Origin of the sequence: Novosphingobium sp. (assembly GCF_024642085.1) — a bacterium.
Taxonomy (GTDB): Bacteria; Pseudomonadota; Alphaproteobacteria; order Sphingomonadales; family Sphingomonadaceae; genus Novosphingobium.
The window spans coordinates 57,082-75,772 of record NZ_JAHEBV010000005.1 but is presented as its reverse complement, the minus strand read 5'-3'; the positions used below and the strand labels follow the sequence as shown (position 1 = coordinate 75,772).

15 protein-coding genes are annotated in these 18,691 nt (G+C 60.0%); 7 read left to right on the top strand and 8 right to left on the bottom strand.

Annotated elements, in window-relative coordinates:
- The first annotated feature begins 101 nt into the window (after positions 1-101).
- The 3 genes from purF to Q0L62_RS03575 all read left to right on the top strand — a co-directional run bounded on the left by purF (position 102) and on the right by Q0L62_RS03575 (position 2,743).
- Positions 102-1,589, top strand: coding sequence for an amidophosphoribosyltransferase (purF, locus tag Q0L62_RS03585; protein ID WP_296676506.1), 1,488 nt, complete (start codon positions 102-104; stop codon positions 1,587-1,589).
- A complete protein-coding gene (locus Q0L62_RS03580) occupies positions 1,586-2,296 on the top strand; it encodes an SDR family NAD(P)-dependent oxidoreductase (RefSeq protein ID WP_296676503.1) in 711 nt (236 codons plus the stop codon). The genes purF and Q0L62_RS03580 overlap by 4 nt, the downstream gene beginning before the upstream one ends.
- 87 nt (positions 2,297-2,383) lie before the next feature.
- Positions 2,384-2,743: a PilZ domain-containing protein gene (locus Q0L62_RS03575; RefSeq protein WP_296676501.1), complete on the top strand. Its 360-nt coding sequence runs from the start codon at positions 2,384-2,386 to the stop codon at positions 2,741-2,743.
- Positions 2,744-2,750: 7 nt separating this feature from the next.
- Here the strand turns inward: Q0L62_RS03575 and Q0L62_RS03570 are convergent, their stop codons facing one another.
- The gene (locus Q0L62_RS03570) at positions 2,751-4,034 is read right to left on the bottom strand and encodes a cyclopropane-fatty-acyl-phospholipid synthase family protein (protein ID WP_296676498.1); all 1,284 of its coding nucleotides are present in this window, start codon (positions 4,032-4,034) and stop codon (positions 2,751-2,753) included.
- Positions 4,035-4,098: 64 nt separating this feature from the next.
- Positions 4,099-5,568, bottom strand: a complete 1,470-nt coding sequence (gene dacB / locus Q0L62_RS03565; RefSeq protein ID WP_296676496.1) for a D-alanyl-D-alanine carboxypeptidase/D-alanyl-D-alanine-endopeptidase — start codon at positions 5,566-5,568, stop codon at positions 4,099-4,101.
- A 186-nt stretch (positions 5,569-5,754) separates the two neighbouring features.
- Here dacB and purC point away from each other — a divergent pair, with 186 nt between their 5' ends.
- The 3 genes from purC (at position 5,755) to Q0L62_RS03550 (ending at position 10,664) form a co-directional block, all read left to right on the top strand.
- Positions 5,755-6,534, top strand: coding sequence for a phosphoribosylaminoimidazolesuccinocarboxamide synthase (gene purC, locus Q0L62_RS03560; protein WP_296676493.1), 780 nt, complete (start codon positions 5,755-5,757; stop codon positions 6,532-6,534).
- Between the two features lie 268 nt (positions 6,535-6,802).
- A complete protein-coding gene (locus tag Q0L62_RS03555) occupies positions 6,803-7,705 on the top strand; it encodes a hypothetical protein (protein ID WP_296676491.1) in 903 nt (300 codons plus the stop codon).
- 79 nt (positions 7,706-7,784) lie between these two features.
- Entirely contained in the window at positions 7,785-10,664 is a 2,880-nt protein-coding gene (locus Q0L62_RS03550) for a pitrilysin family protein (RefSeq protein WP_296676489.1), read from the top strand.
- Here the strand turns inward: Q0L62_RS03550 and Q0L62_RS03545 are convergent.
- The 6 genes from Q0L62_RS03545 to Q0L62_RS03520 form a co-directional block, all read right to left on the bottom strand.
- Entirely contained in the window at positions 10,643-11,764 is a 1,122-nt protein-coding gene (locus Q0L62_RS03545; RefSeq protein ID WP_296676486.1) for an ABC transporter permease, read from the bottom strand. The two genes, Q0L62_RS03550 and Q0L62_RS03545, sit on opposite strands and share 22 nt — an antisense overlap.
- Positions 11,764-12,696, bottom strand: coding sequence for an ABC transporter ATP-binding protein (locus tag Q0L62_RS03540; protein WP_296676484.1), 933 nt, complete (start codon positions 12,694-12,696; stop codon positions 11,764-11,766). The genes Q0L62_RS03545 and Q0L62_RS03540 overlap by 1 nt, the downstream gene beginning before the upstream one ends.
- On the bottom strand, positions 12,693-13,667 hold the full coding sequence (locus Q0L62_RS03535; protein WP_296676481.1) for an HlyD family efflux transporter periplasmic adaptor subunit: 975 nt from the start codon (positions 13,665-13,667) through the stop codon (positions 12,693-12,695). Before Q0L62_RS03535 ends, Q0L62_RS03540 begins: the two co-directional genes overlap by 4 nt.
- On the bottom strand, positions 13,667-14,284 hold the full coding sequence (locus tag Q0L62_RS03530) for a TetR/AcrR family transcriptional regulator (RefSeq protein ID WP_296676478.1): 618 nt from the start codon (positions 14,282-14,284) through the stop codon (positions 13,667-13,669). Before Q0L62_RS03530 ends, Q0L62_RS03535 begins: the two co-directional genes overlap by 1 nt.
- A 110-nt stretch (positions 14,285-14,394) precedes the next feature.
- A complete protein-coding gene (locus Q0L62_RS03525) occupies positions 14,395-17,052 on the bottom strand; it encodes a TonB-dependent receptor (protein WP_296676476.1) in 2,658 nt (885 codons plus the stop codon).
- Positions 17,053-17,227: 175 nt separating this feature from the next.
- Complete coding sequence (locus Q0L62_RS03520) at positions 17,228-17,716, bottom strand: hypothetical protein (protein WP_296676471.1); 489 nt, start codon at positions 17,714-17,716, stop codon at positions 17,228-17,230.
- Between the two features lie 241 nt (positions 17,717-17,957).
- On the opposite strand from Q0L62_RS03520, the gene Q0L62_RS03515 reads away from it, so the two are divergent.
- A complete protein-coding gene (locus Q0L62_RS03515) occupies positions 17,958-18,635 on the top strand; it encodes a response regulator transcription factor (protein ID WP_296676468.1) in 678 nt (225 codons plus the stop codon).
- The last annotated feature ends 56 nt before the right edge of the window (positions 18,636-18,691 follow it).

The window sequence follows — 18,691 nt, the reverse complement described above, 5'->3', positions numbered from 1 at the left end:
GAGCCGGGCCGCGGGGCAAAGTCGGCATGCCACCCTTGCTTTCAGACGCCGAAAGGGCCAAATGCGCGCCCGACAGGTGCTCTTGCAGGCCAGGCGATTCCATGACTTTGAATGACAGCACTCGCGACGAAACGCCGTGGGACGCAGACGGCGACAAACTGCGCGAGGAATGCGGCATTTTCGGCGTTATCGGTACAAAAGATGCCGCCGCGATGACCGCATTGGGCCTCCACGCCCTGCAACACCGCGGGCAGGAAGCCTGCGGTATCGTAAGCTGGGACGGCAAGGACTTCTTCGCCCGGCGCGGCCTGGGCCACGTGGCGCAGGTGTTTTCAGACAATGTGATCCTGTCGGAATTGCCCGGTTCGATGGCATCGGGCCATGTGCGCTATTCCACCACCGGCGGGTCGGGCTTGCGCAATGTCCAGCCGCTTCATGCCGATCTGGCGCGTGGTGGCTTCTCGATCGCGCATAACGGCAATATCTCAAACGCCATGCACCTGAAACAGGAACTGGTGAACAAGGGCGCGATTTTCCAGTCATCGTCCGATACCGAAGTCATCATTCACCTGATCGCGACCAGCCGCTATCCCACCTTGATGGACCGCTTGGTCGATGCGCTGCGCATGGTCGAGGGCGCCTATTCGCTGATCTGCATGACGCCCAAGCGGATGATCGCATGCCGCGATCCGCTGGGCATTAGGCCGCTGGTGATGGGCAAGATCGGCGATGCCTTTGTGTTTGCCAGCGAAACGGTAGCGCTGGACGTGGTCGGCGCCGAATTCGTACGCGAGATCGAGCCGGGCGAAATTGTCGAGGTGCGTCAGGACGGACGCCTGTCCAGCCACCGCCCGTTCGGAACCCACCCGTCGCGACCCTGCATTTTCGAACATGTTTATTTTAGCCGACCCGATTCGGTCATGGGCGGGCAGTCAGTTTACGAGGTGCGCCGTCAGATCGGCGCCGAACTGGCGATCGAAGCCCCGGTTGAGGCTGATCTTGTCGTCCCGGTGCCAGACAGCGGCGTTCCAGCGGCTATCGGCTATGCCCAGCAATCCGGTATCCCCTTTGGCCTTGGCATCATCCGGTCGCACTATGTCGGACGCACCTTTATCCAGCCGTCTGACGGCGCGCGCCATGCCGACGTGAAGCGCAAGCACAACGCCAACCGCGCGCTGGTTGCGGGCAAGCGGATCGTGTTGATCGACGATTCAATCGTACGCGGCACCACGTCGATGAAAATCGTGCAAATGATGCGCGATGCCGGCGCCAAGGAAGTCCATTTCCGTGTCGCCAGCCCGCCGACTAACAACAGCTGCTATTACGGCGTCGATACGCCCGAACGGCACAAGCTTCTGGCTGCGCGGATGAACGTGCCGGAAATGGCGCAGTTTATCCAGGCTGACAGTCTGGCCTTTGTCTCCATCGACGGCCTTTACCGCGCTGTTGGCGAACAGCAGCGCAACGCCGGATGCCCCCAGCATTGCGATGCCTGCTTCACGGGCGACTATCCCACACGGCTGACCGATCTGGGTGACCGCGAAGCGTCAGAGGAACAGCTTACCCTCGCGGTCGAAAAGGTCGCATGATCGATCTTAACGGCCGAATTGCGCTCGTCACCGGAGCCAGCAAGGGCATCGGCGGCGCCGTGGCCGAGGCCTTGGCAGCAGCGGGCGCACATGTGGTGCTGACGGCGCGGGACACCAAGAAGCTTGAAGCGGTGGAGGAGCGGATTTTTGCCGCCGGCGGCGCGGCCACCATCGCCCCGGTCGACCTGACCGACGCCGATTCGATTGCCCGCCTCGCCAATGCCTTGGCTGGCCGATGGCCCGTGCTTGACGTGTTGGTGCATGGCGCGGCGGTCTTGCCCGAACTGACGGCAGTCAAGGATATCGACCAGACTGCGCTGACCCGCGCCCTGACTGTTAACTTGCTGGCGACCCAGGCACTCATAGCGCGGTTCGATCTGCTGCTGCGGCAAGCGGTCGACCCGCGCTTTATCTATCTGACCACAAGCGTAGCGACCGCACCGCGCGCCTATTGGGGCGCTTACGCCGCAAGCAAGGCCGCTGCTGAAACGCTGGTCGATTGCTATGCGCAGGAAACGCGTAATATCAGCGCCTTGAAGGTCGCAATCGTCGATCCAGGCGCGACCCGCACCGATATGCGCGCTCGCGCATATCCGGGGGAAGACCCCGCTTCGGTCAAGGAACCGGCGGTTGTTGCCGAACGAATTGTTGCCATGCTTGGTGAACAATTGGACAGCCCACACCGCGAACGGGTTAACCATTCCTAATAAACCCTGAGCAACCGCGACGCTCCATACCGTGTAAGGCGTACCGGACAGGGAACCCGGACTTTACGCAACATGAGGGGCGCTATCATGAGCGATTATCTGGTCGGCACTAGGGACAGTTATTTCACCGCAGCGCAGGAAGATCGTTCGGCGCCGCGCACCCGCATCAACATCCCCGCAACCATGCGCATATCTGGCGCTCGCGGATTTCAAACCGTTGTAAACGATTTGTCGCTCAGCGGATTTTGCGCTGCCGCAGTAAACCGTCTTCAGCCTGGCACTGTATGCTGGCTGACCCTGCCCGGTCTTGAAAGCTTGCAGGGCGAAGTGATCTGGTGGGACAACAGCCTGGCCGGCTGCGCGTTCGACAGCCTGCTCAGCCCGATTGTCCATGACAATATCTTGACCCGCTGGCGCGGCGACAGCCACTTCCGCCCGGTGGCGTAAGCAGCATTCAATCTGCCTTGATCAGCGTAACCTGCGCAACATCGATCAGCCCGCCACGAAACCCGCCTTCGCAGTACATCAGATAGAACCGCCATAGCCGGACGAAGCGATCGTCGAATCCGTCCGGCAGGCGATTTTCGGCAACGGCCAGATCAAACGCTTCGCGCCACAGTCGAAGCGTTTCGGCATAGTCCAGACCAAATGCGACGTTATCGGTCCATGCCAGCCTGCGCTCGGCGGCCAGCGCCCGGAAAGCCGCCTCGCTGACCAGCATTCCCCCCGGAAAAATATAGGTCTGAATAAAATCCGCGCCACGCGAATAGGCGGGAAAGACCCGATCGTCTATCATGATGTATTGCAGAACGGCCCGGCCGCCAGGCTTCAGGTTGCGGTCCAGGCAGTCAAAAAAGTTCGGCCAGTATTCCTGCCCCACTGCTTCGACCATCTCCACGCTGACCACGGCATCGTACTGACCCGCCACATCACGGTAGTCCTGCTTTAGAAAATCGATCTTGTCGACATCGCTGCCCGGCACTGCGCGGCAAAACGCCAGCTGCTCTTCAGACAGACTTATTGCGTCAACGTGCGCCGCGCTGCCGGACAGGGCGATAGCTTGCGCGCCCCAGCCGCACCCGATTTCCAAGGCTGTGCCATCTTCCGGCAGCGCCGCCCGATTGGCAATGGCCTTGATCTTGGCCAGCTGGGCATAGTCCAGCTCGTCCATGCGCTGTTGCCACTGGCTGGGGCCGGCGTCTTCGAACATCGCGCTGGAATAAGCCATCGTGGATCCGAGCCAGGCTCCGTAGAAATCATTGCCCAGATCATAATGGGCATGGATGTTGCGCGCTGCGCCTACGCGATTGTTGCGGTTAAACCAGTGCAGCGCCCGCCCGATCAGCCGCCACGGGCCGCGCGCGCGGGCCGCGTCACCCAGCGAAACCGCATTGGCACAAAAAAGAGCAAACAGGGCGACTGGATCGGGGCTTGACCAGTCGCCCGCTTCCCAACCTTGATAGCAGCCGACGGATCCCGCTGTAGCCAGCCGCAGAAGAGCGCGCCAATCGTGGACATTGGCCTCAGCCTCGAAACCAGGTGCCCGGCCTCCTAGCTGACGCGTGGTGCCATCGGGCAGATTGACGCGGACCATGCCGCTTTCCAGGCCGGCATCAACCCGGTCAAGTAAGCGATTGAAACCGCCCGACCAAATTCGCCCAAGCCAGCGCGGTACGAAGGCCAACGGCAGCCCCCCGTCGACCAATCTTTTTCCGCGATGTGCCGTCTGTGCCGTCATGGCCGGGCTTATGAACCGGGGACGGGCAGCGGGCAATCGGCTTAACCGGGTCGTCCCCAACCGGTTAGTTGGCCGCCGCAACAGCCAACAGGACCGCATCGATGATCGGTACCGCGCTGGCATCATCGGGAACGTCGTTGGCAAGGATCGAGAAGGCCATTTCGCGCCCGCTGGCACCTTGCACATAGCCGGACAATGCGTTTGTCGCGTTAAGCGTGCCGGTCTTGGCCCAAACCTTTCCCTGCAGCGGCGTACCGGCAAACCGGCGCTTCAACGTTCCATCAACCCCGCCAATCGGAAACGAGGAACGCCAGGTTTGACCCCAGGGCTGCCCCTTGCCCCAGGTCAGCAAGCCGACCGCCGCACGGGGACTTATGCGGTTATAGGTCGACATCCCCGATCCATCGGAAAAATCATATGCCGTCCGTGCAATCCCGGCCTTGGCCAAGGTGGCGCGCAGGGCGGCAAGCCCGCTTTCCAGCGAACCTGGTTCGCCTGTTGCCGGCCCTGTTAGATTCTTGGCGTCGGCGATCAGACCCAGCCGGCGCAGCAACACTTCGGCGTGGAGATTCTGGCTGGGCTTGTTGATTGCCGCTACCTCTTCGTCCAGCGGCGCAGGCATCACGGCCAGGGCGAAGTTTGGAACGCGCTGTTGAGGCTGCGCGGCAACACTGCCGGCGCCGCGCAAGGCACGGTGGCGGACGATAATCTTGCCGGCGACTTTTACCCCCCGCGCAACCAAGCCTTCGCGCAGCGTCCATCCCGCATAATCTGCCGGATCGTCGATCCCCAGCCGTTCACGCCACGGTAGGGCATCAGTGCGAATCGTGCCGAAAACGCGCAGGTTGCGGCTCCCCACCGCTCGGTCATAGGCCAGTTTCGTCTCACCTTGCGCAACGGTCACTACTTGGTTCTGGACTTCGAAATAGGGCGAAACAGCGATAACCCCCGCCTGGCCCGCCTGGCCGGGAGCTACGGTCAGGGGCAGTTCGTTGTCGTCGATCACTAGCGCCGATGCCGCGGTTCCGGAATCAGTCACGATATTATTCCAACTCATCCCCGGACTCCACCGCTGGTCGGCAAAAGCGGTGTCGTCGGCGATGACGTTCCCAACTTTGCGCACCTTCATCGCGATTCCGGAAACAAGCCCGCCAAGGCAGCGCCTGATGCAATCACCAGCCGTAGACAGAGCCGCGCCGCCTCCGATCAGGACCACATCAGGCAGGCCGCTGGCCGGCACCAGTGCCAGAGTAGTTGCCCCCTTTGCCTCGGCATTCAGGGGGTCTGAAGTCATCGCGTCAAGCGCCGCTGCAGTAGTGAACAGCTTTGTGTTGGAGGCCGGGATGAAGCGCTGGTCTGGATTTATGGCCAGCACCTCGCGCCCAGCATCGTCCGTTACCAGCACGCCAAACCGTGTGCCGGCGGGTGCCAGGGACAGGATCGTTTCGACTTGCTCGGCCAATGGCGTCACCGTTTGCGCGGTGGCTGGTTGCGCCAGGACAAGCGCGGTAAGGAACAGGGCAAGCCTTCGCATGGCCGGCACAGTGCCGCGGCACACCGCGCGAGTCCACCCGTTCTGACTAGCGGACCTTTGCTTGGCCTGGCTTGATTGCGCTGGCGGGTGTTTTGGCGTAAAGGCGCGCCTGTCCGCCCCGGCCGCGCGCGTTTTCACCGACCCGCCCAAGCCGGGGTTTGCCGTTTCACGTTCAAGGAAGTACCCATGTCCCGTCGCCGCCAGATTTACGAAGGCAAGGCCAAGATCCTGTACGAAGGTCCCGAACCGGGAACCCTGATCCAATACTTCAAGGACGATGCCACCGCCTTCAACGCGCAGAAAAAGGGCACGATCAACGGCAAGGGCGTGATCAATAATCGCATCAGCGAGTATGTTTTCACGCGGCTTAATCACATCGGTATCCCGACTCACTTCATCAAGCGGCTCAACATGCGCGAGCAACTGATCCGCCAGGTCGAGATCATTCCGATCGAGGTCGTGGTTCGCAACGTAGCCGCCGGATCAATCTCAAAGCGCCTGGGGATTCCCGAAGGCGAGCCTCTGCCTCACACGCTGATCGAATATTACTACAAGGATGATGCGTTAGGCGATCCGATGATCGCGGAAGAACACATCGCTTGCTTTGGGTGGGCCGGCAACGAAGAGATGCAGGACATCTCGTCGATGGCGATCCGCATCAATGATTTCCTTTGCGGCATGTTCGCGGCGATTAACATCCGCCTGGTCGATTTTAAGCTTGAGTTCGGGCGGATCTGGGACGGCGATTACAGTCGCATCATCCTGGCTGACGAGATCAGCCCCGATGGGTGCCGCCTGTGGGACATGACCACCGGCGAAAAGCTGGACAAGGACCGTTTTCGCCGCGATCTCGGCGGTGAGGAAGAAGCCTATCAAGAAGTGGCGCGCAGACTTGGCCTGCTGGAAAACGACGGACCAAGTGAAGTGCTGGATCTGGGCGCGCACCGCAAACTGCGGGGCAAGTAACACGCGGTCAACTGCTTGCAGCGACTTGCGGATAACCAATTATCTGCGCATGATGCACCCTGATCAGTTAGGGTATTCATGAAACGTCTGTTCTTCATGGTAGCATCACTTGTTGGTGTTCCGGTTGGCGTGCAGGCGCAGGAAGAAAACATCGCTGTGGCCCCGGTTCCAAGTTGGGCAACGCTTCCCGATCTGATGGCAGTACCCGAACAGGTTCGTGGCCCCGTGTTCTTTCGCCGCCAGGTTTCGGAAATCCATCTTGACCGGAATGGGCAATCATCATGGCAAGACCTATTGGCACGACGGGACGCTTCCTGCCTCATATGCCCCTGGCCAAACACCGGTTATGCCTTACCGCTGGCTTTTGCCGCTTTCGATCACAGGCAGCGCGTTGGTGAACTTGCCTTGGTCTCCCGCGTCCGAGCCGAATGTCATTGAACTTTTCGAAATTGACGCCCGCGCAGGTTTTGATCAGCCAGCAAAGAAACATAGCGTTACAATCTCGCGAGGGCCGAAGGCACTGATCGAATATTATCAGTTTAGCGCGGTCAGCGATGATCAATTGCAAAATGCATTCAAACAAAATCTCGAAGGCTCGCAATCGTGGAACGCGATCGAAAAGGTCACTTGGCGCTTTGACACGGCTCATAATGCCAGCATTCTGGATATAGCCGGAACGGGTCCAGTCGACTGGGACGAAGATGGTATCGGAAAGTCATTGTCTCTCCCCGGCGGAGGTTTTTCACCTCCTCAACGCCGCCAGCGCGGCGCAAATGCCGATGCAACTGCGCCTTACCTTATCAATCCCGATTTCAACTGCACGGTCACAACCTTACGCATGCCGAACGAAACGTCCGATTCCGATTGGTCCTACAACACGGCCTACAATACGGTAATCTATGGCCAATCCTTCCGCCGCAGTTTTGAACGGCGTGACGGCACGATTCGGATGATCCGGGCAAACCGGACAATTCAGACGGAATTACCTGCTGATATTGCCGCAAAGGACACCGCCCGCTTGCCCAAGTTCGACAATTCGATGGCATGGGCCTATTTCAAACAAGGAACTTTGGCCAAACAAGCCGTCAAAGAACAAGTTCCGGCAACTTTTGAGGTTGATTGGGTGAAAGATTCTTCAGCCTGCTTGAATACGACTTTTGCCAAACCATGATCGTGCCAATTGGCTTGAAGCAATACGTTTATCTTTACCGCGCGATTCCCAGCCAGGATTGAGGGGGAATTTGGGTTTCATGCTGCCGCGCAAGGTTCTGTTCGCCTTTACCCTCGTCACGTTGGCCTTAGCCGCCTGTGCTCCGCGGGCAGAGCAGGTCGCCAGTGCCGGTACGCGGCCCAAGCCGACATGGCCATTCCAGACCAGCGATGTGCCGGTGGATGAGGCCTATCGGTTTGGCCTGCTCGGCAACGGGATGCGCTATGTCATAAGGCAGAACGCTACGCCAAAAGGCACCGCGGTGGTGCGCATGAACGTGGCGGCCGGATCACTTGATGAAAGCGATACAGAGCGCGGCTTTGCCCATTTTGTCGAGCACATGGCCTTCAATGGTTCTACGCGCGTGCCCGAGGGCGAAATGGTCAAGCTGCTTGAACGCGACGGGCTGGCTTTTGGCGCTGATACCAATGCTCAGACTAGTTACGAACGCACGACTTACATGCTCGACCTGCCGCGTGCTGACCCGGCCTTGCTCGACACCGCGCTGATGCTGATGCGCGAAACTGCCAGCGAGCTGACAATCGCGCCCGAAGCGGTTGCGCGCGAACGCGGCGTGATCCTCTCCGAGAAGCGCGACCGTAACAGTTATGCCTTGCGCAACTATGTCGACCAGACCGAGTTTGTGGCACCAAAGGCGCGCTTTACCCAGCGGCTGCCGATAGGAACGGCAGAAACGCTGAATGCCGCCACAGCCGACGCCTTGCGGGCGTTTTACCGACGCGAGTATGTTCCGGCGCAGACTACAGTGACGGTCATCGGCGATTTCGATGCTGATGCGGTCGAAGCGGCTTTACGGTCGCGGTTTCAAAGTTGGGAAGCTGTCAAAGCCGAGCCACAGCCTTCGGCCGGGCCGGTAGAACCAGAGCTTGCCGCCAAAGGCGACATTTATATCGATCCGGCCTTGTCAGAACGGATTTCGGCATTGCGGATCGGGCACTTCAAAGACGAGCCCGACAGTACGGCCCAGCGACGTGAAAACTTGCTGCGCCAGATTGGCTATGGTGTGGTCAATCGCCGCCTGCTGCGCCTGACGCGCGAGGCCAATGCCCCGTTTCGAAGCGCGGCATTGGGCACCAGCGATCTTTTCAAAGCTGGCCGCACCACCAGCTTGGCTATTGATACGGTCGACGGAAAATGGCGGCGCGGGCTAATAACTGCGGCTGAGGAATACCGCCGGGCTCTAAAATACGGGTTTAGCGCCGGCGAGATTGCCGAACAGGTGGCATCGATCCGCGCGGCAAATCTCAACGCTGCAGCCGCTCAGGACACGCGCAGTAGCGGGCAATTGACCGGCGCCGTGTTGGCCATGGTGTTCGACGATGTCGTGCCTGATACTCCGCGCCGCTCGCTCGCCCGTCTCGAAGCTTTCATTCCTCAAATTACATCCGATGCGGTTCTTGCAGCATTGAGACGCGAACTGGTTGCGCTCGATGCGCCGTTGCTGCGCTTTCAAGGACGCATAGCGCCCGCTGGCGGCGTGGCTGGTCTGCGCCAAGCGTGGGATCAGGCGATGCGCAGCGCAATTGCAGCACCCAGGGACGCTGAAGGCGGAGTGTTTGCCTACACTGATTTCGGCCCGGCTGGACAGGTGATCAGCGACCAAACCGAACATGTCCTTGGCATCCGCGAGCTGCGGTATGCCAACGGAGTGCGGCTTAACCTCAAGCCGACCGATCTCCAGAAGGACCGGACCTGGATCCAGGTGTCGGTCGACGGGGGCAATTTTCTGGCGACCAAAGACGATCCGCTTGCCACAAAGCTGGGCAGCGTGCTCACCTTGGGCGGTCTTGGAAAGCACAGCAAGGACCAGCTCGATACGCTGCTGGCTGGCAAGACCGCGACGACCAGTTTTGGCGTTACCGATGAAACCTTTACGCAGATAGCCACCACCAACCGTGAGGACTTGCTACTGCAAATGCAGCTTCTGGCTGCGCAAATCATCGATCCGGGCTATCGCAAGGAGGGTGAAGTCCAGTTTCGGCAGTCAATCAACAACATGTTCGCTTCGCTACGCGCCACGCCGGGTGCGGCCTTGGCGGCTGATGGCGGGGCGATCCTTTCAGACAATGACCCGCGATTCAGCCTGGGCAGGGTTGAGGACTGGCGGGGTCTGACCTTTGCGAAGCTGAAAGCCGCCATTACCGACCGCTTGCAAAAGGGTGCGATCGAGATCGGCATGGTCGGTGATTTCGATCCCGTTGCAGCGATTGCAGCGGTGGGCGCAACTTTTGGCGCCTTGCCTACGCGCGAGACTGATTTTCGCCCTTATGCCGAGCAGCGTGAGCGGACCTTCACGGCAAACCGTTCCGTCCGCATCCTTCACCACAGCGGGCCGAAAGACCAGGCGCTCGTAACGTACACCTGGCCGACCCGCGATGGCGAGGATCCGCTCGTTATGCTTCAGCTCGAATTGCTGGAGCGGATCGTCCAGATCGAATTGACCGACACCCTGCGCGAAAAACTGGGCAAAGCCTATTCGCCAAGCGCCAGCAGCACGGCATCGCGCACCTGGCGTAACTATGGCGTCTTCGGGATTTCTGCTTCGGTCGATGTTGCCGAAATCGCTGCAACCCGCGCTGCAATTACGGAAACGATCGCCGAACTGAGCGACAAGCCTGTTACGGTTGACGTGCTGTTGCGCGCGCGGGCACCGATGCTGGAGGGTTTTGAAAACTTGCTCAAGACCAATGGCGGCTGGCTGGCTTATGTTGATCGCGCTCAAACCGAGACAGACCGGATCGAACGCTATGCCAAGGCCAAGGAGCGTCTCAGCGCGGTGACTGCGGCGGATCTGCTTGCCTTGGCGAGGCGCTATCTGACAGTACAGGCCGGCGTCGAAATTTCAGTCCTGCCAGAGAGCATGGAGGCACCGCCGCCTCAGGCCACGGTATCGCGATAGCGCCGCACCGCGATTGTCCCGAATGCAATCAGCATTATCAAAAGAATGCCCGCTTCCGGCAGAGCCAGCCGCGAATCCCAGCCTTTTAGCATAATGCCCCGGACCAGCCGGATGTAATGAGTCGGCGGCAGCAATTCGGAAAGCCACTGCGCCCAGACCGGCATACCGCGAAACGGAAAGGCAAAGCCCGACAGCAAAATCGACGGCATCAGGTACAGCATCGACAGCTGCATCGACATGACCTGGCTATCAACCAAGGTCGAAAGGGTGAAGCCCAGTGCCAGACTGACCAGGGTAAACAGCAACGTCACGGCAAGCAGCAGGCCGAACGATCCGACAAAAGGCACCCTGAAGACGATCGCCGCGGCCAGCAAAACGACCAGCACCTGCACCAGTCCCATAGCAAAATAGGGCACGATTTTGCCGATCATAACCTCGACCGGGCGCAAGGGGGTTGCAAGCAGGTTTTCCATCGTGCCCTGCTCGGTTTCACGTGTCACCGACATGGCGGTCAGCGCCACCATGGTCATCGACAGGATGATCGCCAGCAATCCCGGCACGGTGTTGTGGCTGGTGATCCCTTCTGGATTAAAGCTGCGGTGCAAGACCAGATCAACTGGCGGCATCTGCACCTGGCGCGCGGCCAGCGTCCCAATCAGATCGCGCGCCAGGGCCTGGTTGACCGCTTCGGTCACCGCAGCAACGGCAGGACCGGTTGACGCCGGATCGGTTGCATCCACCGTCAGAAGCAATTGCGGCCGATCACCGCGCACCAGATCGCGCGAGAAGTCGGCCGGCACGGTCAGGATAAACTGGACCTCGCCTTCAGACAGCATCTTCTCTGCCTCGCCGTAATTTCCAGTGACCTGTTCGATATCGAAATAGCTGGTCGCCCGAAGGGCGCTGACGATGGCGCGCGAATACGCAGAATTGTCGCTGCTTTCGATTGCGATAGGCAAGTGGCGCGGATCGTTGTTGATCGCGAAACCGAAGATCGCCAGCTGCAGGATGGGGAACATGAACATCATCACGAACATGCCCGGATCGCGCGCCATCTGGCGCACTTCCTTGAACACCATCGCGCCGATCCGCTCCCACATCAGGCCTGCTCCAGCACCGAGTTGTCCGTAGCGGTCCGCATCAGGTTGATGAATACGTCCTCCAGCGTGGGCGAGACCTGGCTCCACCTGACACGGTCAGCCCACGGTTCCACTGCACGCCGCAGTGCCTCCGGATCGGTTCCGCAGACATGCAGCGATGTACCGAATGCGGCCGCCATCGCCACGCCGGGCTGGCCCTCGATCTCGGTTGCGAGACGGTCCGCCCCGTGCCCTTCGCCTTCCAGCGCGTGAAGACCCGAAGCGGCAATCACCTCATCCGTGGTGCCGCGCGCCAGCATGACGCCATAAGCAATGTAAGCAATTTCGTGACAGCGCTCGGCCTCGTCCATATAGTGGGTTGAAACCAGCACGGTCATGCCTTCGCGGGCTAGCGCGTGAATCTGGTCCCAGAACTCGCGCCGGGCCTGCGGATCGACCCCGGCGGTAGGCTCATCAAGCAGCAATATCTTGGGTTCGTGGAGCACGGCGGCGGCCAGCGCAAGGCGCTGTTTCCACCCACCCGAAAGCTTGCCGGCCAGCTGTTCCGCGCGGCTGGCCAGGCCCAGCCGTTCCAGCGCCAAGGCAACGCGGGTCTTGCGATTATCAAGACCGTAAACACGGGCGATAAACTCAAGATTCTCGGCAATCGACAGGTCGGAGAAAAGACCGAACTTCTGCGTCATGTAGCCGATCTGCTGCTTGATCGCGCGGCGTTTGGCCTTGAGGTCAAGGCCCAGCACCTCGCCCTCCCCCTCGTCCGGGATAAGCAATCCGCAGATCATCCGGAGGGTCGTCGTCTTTCCTGACCCATTGGGGCCCAGAAAACCGCAGATACGGCCCGGTTCAACCGTCAGGTCGATGTGATCGACCACAGTGCGCGCGCCGAACCGCTTGGTCAGGCCCCGTACGGCAATGGCCGGCTCCTGCCTCACAGCGGAATCACCTCAACCGGCAAACCCGGTGGCAGCGCAGGACCTTGGGCGGGCAGCAGTGCTTCAACCAGGAAGACAAGCTTGGCCCGCGCGTGTTCGCTGTAGATGACGGGCGGCGTAAACTCGGCACGAGGCGAGATATAGCTGATCCGCGCCTCGCGCGATCCGCCGCAGCCATCGCAGGCAAAGCGGATGGCCTTGCCCGGGCGCAGCGCCGCGATCCGGTCTTGAGGAACGTAAAAGCGCAGCTTGCGCTTTTGATCAGGCAGAACCGACACAACCGGTGCATTGGCCGGGACCCACTCACCGGGGCTGTAATACGTTTGCTCGACCACGCCGTCGGCCGGGGCGACAGGCGCGATTTCACGCCGGCGCTGACGCTGACCACGTAAAGCTGCTTCAGCTTCGGAAACCCCGGCTTGCGCGGCGGCGATCTGCTTGCCTCGTCCAGCGCTAAGTTCACCCGACGCGATTTGCGCGCGGGTCTGTGCCCGCGCAGCCGCGGCAGCGTCACGGGCGGCACGGGCCGCGTCAAGCTGGGCGCGGCTGGCGAACCCGCGGGATGCCAGCGCGGAAATGCGCACGAAATCATTCTGCGCCTTGGTGAGTTGCGCCGCCGCCTGCGCTTCTGCTGCACGCGAGATAGCGATCTCGGGCGCGCGCTGACGGGACTGGGCCAGATCGCCCACCTGGGCCTGCGCAGCCGCGACCTGGGCGGCAACTCGCGCGGTATCAGCGTCTGTGCTTTCCGGGTCGAGCGAAAACAGCGGCGCACCTGCTGACACGATCGCCCCGCGATCAACCGCGCGGCTGGCCAGACGTCCGGAAACCGGCGCTGCAACGTACAGCGTCTCAGCCTCGACATAGCCCAGCCAATTCGCCTGTGGGGTTGGCCTCGCAGTATACCAGATTGCAGCCCCGATCGCGGACAGGACTACGACGCCAATCAACGGTTTGGGCAATGCTGGCATCAGGCCGGCTCCTTTCGAACGAGCAATCCGTCTAGTACTATGCGGGCATGGCTGTGCGCCATGGCGGCAGGATCGGTCGGCGCCGCACCGACAGGTTCGAAAACCATGCGCCAAACCGCCGTTAGCAGTAGCGCGCCGACCACTGAACGGCTGGCCATGGCGGGGTCATCGCAGTTGAATTCGCCGCGCTCTGTCCCGTGGCGGATGATAGCATCGACGACCGCCAATCCCCGCGCGACAACGTTGTCATGATAAAAGCGGGCAAGATCCGGGAAGTTCATCCCTTCGCCTATAATGACCTGCGGTACAAAGGCGACTTCGGGATCAGCCATCCTGTCTGCCATCGTAGCAATGAAGCGTTCAAGCAGAACGGACGCCGCAATATCCGCAAGATCGGCTGGTGCCGCTGATGGCAAAGTGGCCTCTATCACTTCGATCACAAGTGCCTTGAACAGAGCTTCCTTGGAATCGAACTGCAGATAAAGCGCAGCCTTCGACAGGCCCGCAGCGGCGGCCACATCTTCCATCCGTGTTCCCGCAAACCCGCGCGCGCTGAATACCGCACGAGAGGCGTTCAGAATATCGGCTCGACGAGTCGGGACTGATGGCCGTGGCATGGGCCGGGTTTATAACTGACTGGTCAGTTATAAACAACCTACAGAAAAAAGGAGACGGCCAACCAAAATAGGTAGGCCGTCTCAGAGGGAGGAACATATTCCGACTTTCGTCAAAACCTCAGCGCTGCATCGACACCGAAGGTGCGCGGCATGTTAAAGTTGCCGTAGTCGCCCATGATTCCGCCAACGTTGCCGACCAGCAGAATGTTGGGCACGCCGGCAGCAGCCGTTGTTTGCACGGCGGGCACGCTGTTTGACGGATCGCGCCGATAGACGTGCTGCTCATCCATCAGGTTTCGGCCCCATACACTCAGTGTCAGGCGCGCATTGCTGCCATCGAGCCCGATGTCGAGAACCGAGATGCGGCCGTTAACAATGAACGACGGATCCGCCTTGGTAGCAAACTGGTCAAATGCCTGGGTTGCCTGCGCGTAGTTGGCGTCAAGATGAAATTTTACGCGCGTATCCCCGCTTACCGGCAATTCGTAGTCGATCGAACCGCTGGCCGCGTTGCGCGGGGTGAAAACGACGTAGAAATTCTGCGGAATGGTGGTGAAGTTCGCAGTCGGCACCCCGCCGGACGTGAACTCACGATAGGTCACCGGAACTGGTGGAATATCGGTGTAGGTATATGCATAGGACAGGCCCATGGTCAGCCCGTCGACCGGTTTGATGGTAAGATCGGCCTCGACCCCCCGGATCTTGGTAATCCCTGGCGCGTTGAAGGTTACAAGGTTATTGAAGTTGCCGGTGGCAGTGGGCTGGATAGTGCTGAGATCAACCTGGCTGTTCTTGCGGTCCATCATATAGGCAGCTATGTTGATCCGCGCGCGCCGCTCCCAGAAATCGGCCTTTAGGCCCAATTCGTAGCTCTTCACGTCTTCAGGATCAAAAGCCCGGTAATCGGAAGTGCGCGAACTTGCGCCGCCGGCGCGATAACCGGTGGCATATTTGGCATAGCCGTGGATACTGTCGCTGAAATCATAAGCGACGGTGGCGGTCGGGTTGAAGCGTGTCCACTTCTTGTCAAGCGGAACGTAACCGTTGGCTGTTGCGGCAGCGGTGTTTACATCATAATTGATGTTGCGCGAGAAGTGCAGGACTCCCTTCTTGCGGTCTTCAGTGTAACGGCCACCAACCGTGATGTGCAGCGCGTCGGTCGCATTCCAGGTCAACTGGCCGTATGCAGCGTAGCTCTTTGAACGGACTTCTGAAGCCCGGTCGATCGAGCAGCCTTGTACGGCTGCGCCAAGGGACGGGTTCACTGCTCCGGTGCAAAACGCGATCGGGGTGTAGGTAGCGCCGGTCACCAGTCCGCCATTGATCGTGGCAATCGCGCCCATCGAGTTAGGCGTTGCAGCATCGTCACTGACGTGCTCGTTGAAATAATAAAGCCCGGCGACGTAATCGACCGAACCGACCGTCCCAACAGCCTGCAACTCCTGGCTGAACTGGCGCTGGCGCAGGTCGGCAAGGCTGTAGCGGCTGAATGCGCAAGGCGCAGCAGCAGTGCATGATGCAGTCAGGTTGACCGCTGGCACGCGGTGCGCGCCGCCTGAATTGTCGTACTGTTCGACATCGACCCCGCGCCATGCGGTGATTGAGCGCAGCTCGATCTCGGGCGATACTCTCCACTTGAGAATGTTGGTAAAGCCGTGGGTCTTATCGACGCTGTTTTGCTGCGGCACGCCGATGTCGGCTGTGCGCATCAACGTGTCGCCGTTGACGATCACGCCGGGGAGCACGCTGCGGATCGTACCAGAGGTACCGGTAAATGCCGTCCCCGGTGTCACACAGGTGCTGCCCGAAGGGATCGGGCGAGGAGCGGCATTGGTGCCTCCGCTGAGGCAGGCATTGGGGTTGTAGTTCAGCAGCTGGCTGTAATACGGTGTGTTCTCATCATGTGCCACGTCATAGGAAAAATCGTTGGTAATCGTGTCGGTCGGTTTCCAACGCAGAGCAGCGCGGCCCCCGATCCGGTGGAATGACCCCCATCCAGCCTGATCGGCCAACGGGTTATTGGTGACGGCATCCTGGTGCGACAGCACCCCATCGAGTTTGACCGAGAATCCGGCAACTTCGGGCAGATCGAGGTGACCGCCCAGATTGTAGGCACCCAGATTGCCAATCCCGCCTTCGATGCGGCCATTGAAGTTACCGCTGGGGGTCTTGCTGACCATCGACAACGCACCACCTTCGGTGTTGCGACCAAACAGCGTGCCTTGCGGCCCTTTCAGAACTTCGATCCGCTCGATATCGAACAGTGCAGTGTTTAGGCCGTGCTGGCGGCCCAGGTAAACGCCGTCAATATAAACTCCGACACCTTGTTCGCGGGCGGGCTGGTTGGCATCAAGCGGAACGATGCCGCGGATACCGATGGTCAAGGCTGACTGGCGCGCTTCGAACGTCGCGACGCGGAGCGAGGGAACGCCGCCGTCTGACAGATCAAGAAGGCTTTGCACCTTGCGTTCGCGGATCGTCTCGGCGCCCATTACCGATATCGAGATCGGGGTGCGCTGGAGGTTGGTTTCCCGCTTGGTCGCGGTGACGACAATTTCGGTCAGACCTGGTTCGGAAGCCTGCGGCTTGCTGCCAATTTGCGCTGCCGCCTGGTCCGGCTCATCCGATCCTTCGGCCCCGGCAACAGTCACACTGCTGTCAGTGATAGTAAGGTTGGCGGCAGCACTCGCCACGTTGGCGTGGCCGAAGGCAAGCACCGCCGAAAGCACGGCAAACGAAGCTTCATAACGGAAGGAATTGCGGGTCATCGGGGTTTCCCTGAAGAATTGGTCTGTTTTGTCCGACGCCAATCCAGGGTCGACGCGAATCGTCCCCCAGCGGCCTCAAAGCCGCCTCTAGGTGTGGTATGTGTCGCTTCCGGGTAGGCTTGGTGACAACGCTGCGACACAGCGGTGTCAGCTGATCAATCAGCGCGTACTGTCGCTATTCGAGGTGGGCTGAGCTTAACAGCGCAAGCCACTGTTGCCGCGTTGTTTGATCGAGCACGCCCTTGATCAGCGCGCTTAGCAGGAACAGTGAACGCTTGCCTTGCACGATTCTAGTTATCGTTGTTTCAGCCCGTGCGGACGGACAGGATGGCGCGACCAGCTCAAAGGTGATCGAGGTGTCATCCTCAGCCAGCGTAGTGATTGCAGGCTTGCATCTTGCGATGGCTCCGCGGCCCAATTCTGCAGCCCAATCTTTCGCATTGCGAACTTTTGCGTTCGGTGTTCGGGCGACAATCTCCAGAGCTTCTGTCCAGTCCTTGGCAGACTTGCCTTTGACCGCGATTAGATCGACGACGTAACGGGGGTTCTTGTTGTTGAAGTCAATCATGTTTGGATCGCCGCTGTCCAGAACCGCCTTCAGTTCTGCATGTTTGCGATGATCAAAAGTAAGCTTTTCGGCACTGGCAGGTATGGCCCACAGCATCGTTGCAATGGCAAACCAAAAGCGGAGCACATGAAGCTTGTCCCATCCCATAGACAAAGTCTAGCGGACAGACCGATCTCCGGGAACGCAAATTATGTGACGCTCCCGAGACTTTAGAATGACAGCCGCGGAACTTTGTGCACGCTTTCAGCGCAAAACTGACTCTGTCACATATTTATCATCAAACCGTCACGTTGGCTCGGCACAACCGGTGAAATTGCGACAATACTGCGGTGCAGCGATGACAGATATGACCACTATCCTGATAACTGCCCCGTCACTGGTTCTCGTCCACAGTCTGTGCGAAATGAGGCCGGAATGGCAGGTAATCCCGCTCGGCGAGAGTATACCGGACGGCCCCATAGGCGGCGCAGTATGGGGATTTGTCGATTGGGTCTGCCCGACTATTTCCGGCATCGAGATGTGCCGGCGGCTGCGTGATGCAGAACAAACCCGGCGTTCGCACTTGACCATGGTGCTGGATGATCCCGATTCCGATGCCCGCCGCCGGGCGCTGCAGGCCGGAGCTGACGATTACATTGTCGGCACACTGAGTGCAGACCAGATCATCGAGCGGATCGACTATAAGGTGGGTACGGTGCAGCCGCTTCGGCAACGTTACGTCAACGGTTTGATTGCGGTTGACGTATCGGCCCACCAAGCACGCGTGAACGGCACCCTAGTGCCCTTGCGGCCCAACGAGTTTCGACTGCTTACCCACTTCATGGAATACCCTGACCAGGTCTTTTCACGCTCAGCGCTGATTGACCGGCTGGGCAAGGACGGAGAGGCGCTGGACGAACGTACGGTCGATGTATGGGTCGGACGCCTTCGCCGCGCTCTGATACAGCATGGCGCGGCCGACCCGCTTCGCACGGTGCGATCAATGGGTTACGTCATGGATTCGCAGGACAGCTGATTCACTTCAGTCGCCCTGCCCTTGCTCCGGCAGACGACTGAAGGCATAGGCGCGAG

What these genes read in the sequence shown, in the direction of transcription:
- purF (WP_296676506.1), top strand. Translation starts at nt 102, where the DNA reads ATGACTTTGAATGACAGCACTCGCGACGAAACGCCGTGGGACGCAGAC.
- Q0L62_RS03580 (WP_296676503.1), top strand. Translation starts at nt 1,586, where the DNA reads ATGATCGATCTTAACGGCCGAATTGCGCTCGTCACCGGAGCCAGCAAG.
- Q0L62_RS03575 (WP_296676501.1), top strand. Translation starts at nt 2,384, where the DNA reads ATGAGCGATTATCTGGTCGGCACTAGGGACAGTTATTTCACCGCAGCG.
- Q0L62_RS03570 (WP_296676498.1), bottom strand. Translation starts at nt 4,034, where the DNA reads ATGACGGCACAGACGGCACATCGCGGAAAAAGATTGGTCGACGGGGGG.
- dacB (WP_296676496.1), bottom strand. Translation starts at nt 5,568, where the DNA reads ATGCGAAGGCTTGCCCTGTTCCTTACCGCGCTTGTCCTGGCGCAACCA.
- purC (WP_296676493.1), top strand. Translation starts at nt 5,755, where the DNA reads ATGTCCCGTCGCCGCCAGATTTACGAAGGCAAGGCCAAGATCCTGTAC.
- Q0L62_RS03555 (WP_296676491.1), top strand. Translation starts at nt 6,803, where the DNA reads ATGGGCAATCATCATGGCAAGACCTATTGGCACGACGGGACGCTTCCT.
- Q0L62_RS03550 (WP_296676489.1), top strand. Translation starts at nt 7,785, where the DNA reads ATGCTGCCGCGCAAGGTTCTGTTCGCCTTTACCCTCGTCACGTTGGCC.
- Q0L62_RS03545 (WP_296676486.1), bottom strand. Translation starts at nt 11,764, where the DNA reads ATGTGGGAGCGGATCGGCGCGATGGTGTTCAAGGAAGTGCGCCAGATG.
- Q0L62_RS03535 (WP_296676481.1), bottom strand. Translation starts at nt 13,667, where the DNA reads ATGCCAGCATTGCCCAAACCGTTGATTGGCGTCGTAGTCCTGTCCGCG.
- Q0L62_RS03530 (WP_296676478.1), bottom strand. Translation starts at nt 14,284, where the DNA reads ATGCCACGGCCATCAGTCCCGACTCGTCGAGCCGATATTCTGAACGCC.
- Q0L62_RS03525 (WP_296676476.1), bottom strand. Translation starts at nt 17,052, where the DNA reads ATGACCCGCAATTCCTTCCGTTATGAAGCTTCGTTTGCCGTGCTTTCG.
- Q0L62_RS03520 (WP_296676471.1), bottom strand. Translation starts at nt 17,716, where the DNA reads ATGCTGTGGGCCATACCTGCCAGTGCCGAAAAGCTTACTTTTGATCAT.
- Q0L62_RS03515 (WP_296676468.1), top strand. Translation starts at nt 17,958, where the DNA reads ATGACAGATATGACCACTATCCTGATAACTGCCCCGTCACTGGTTCTC.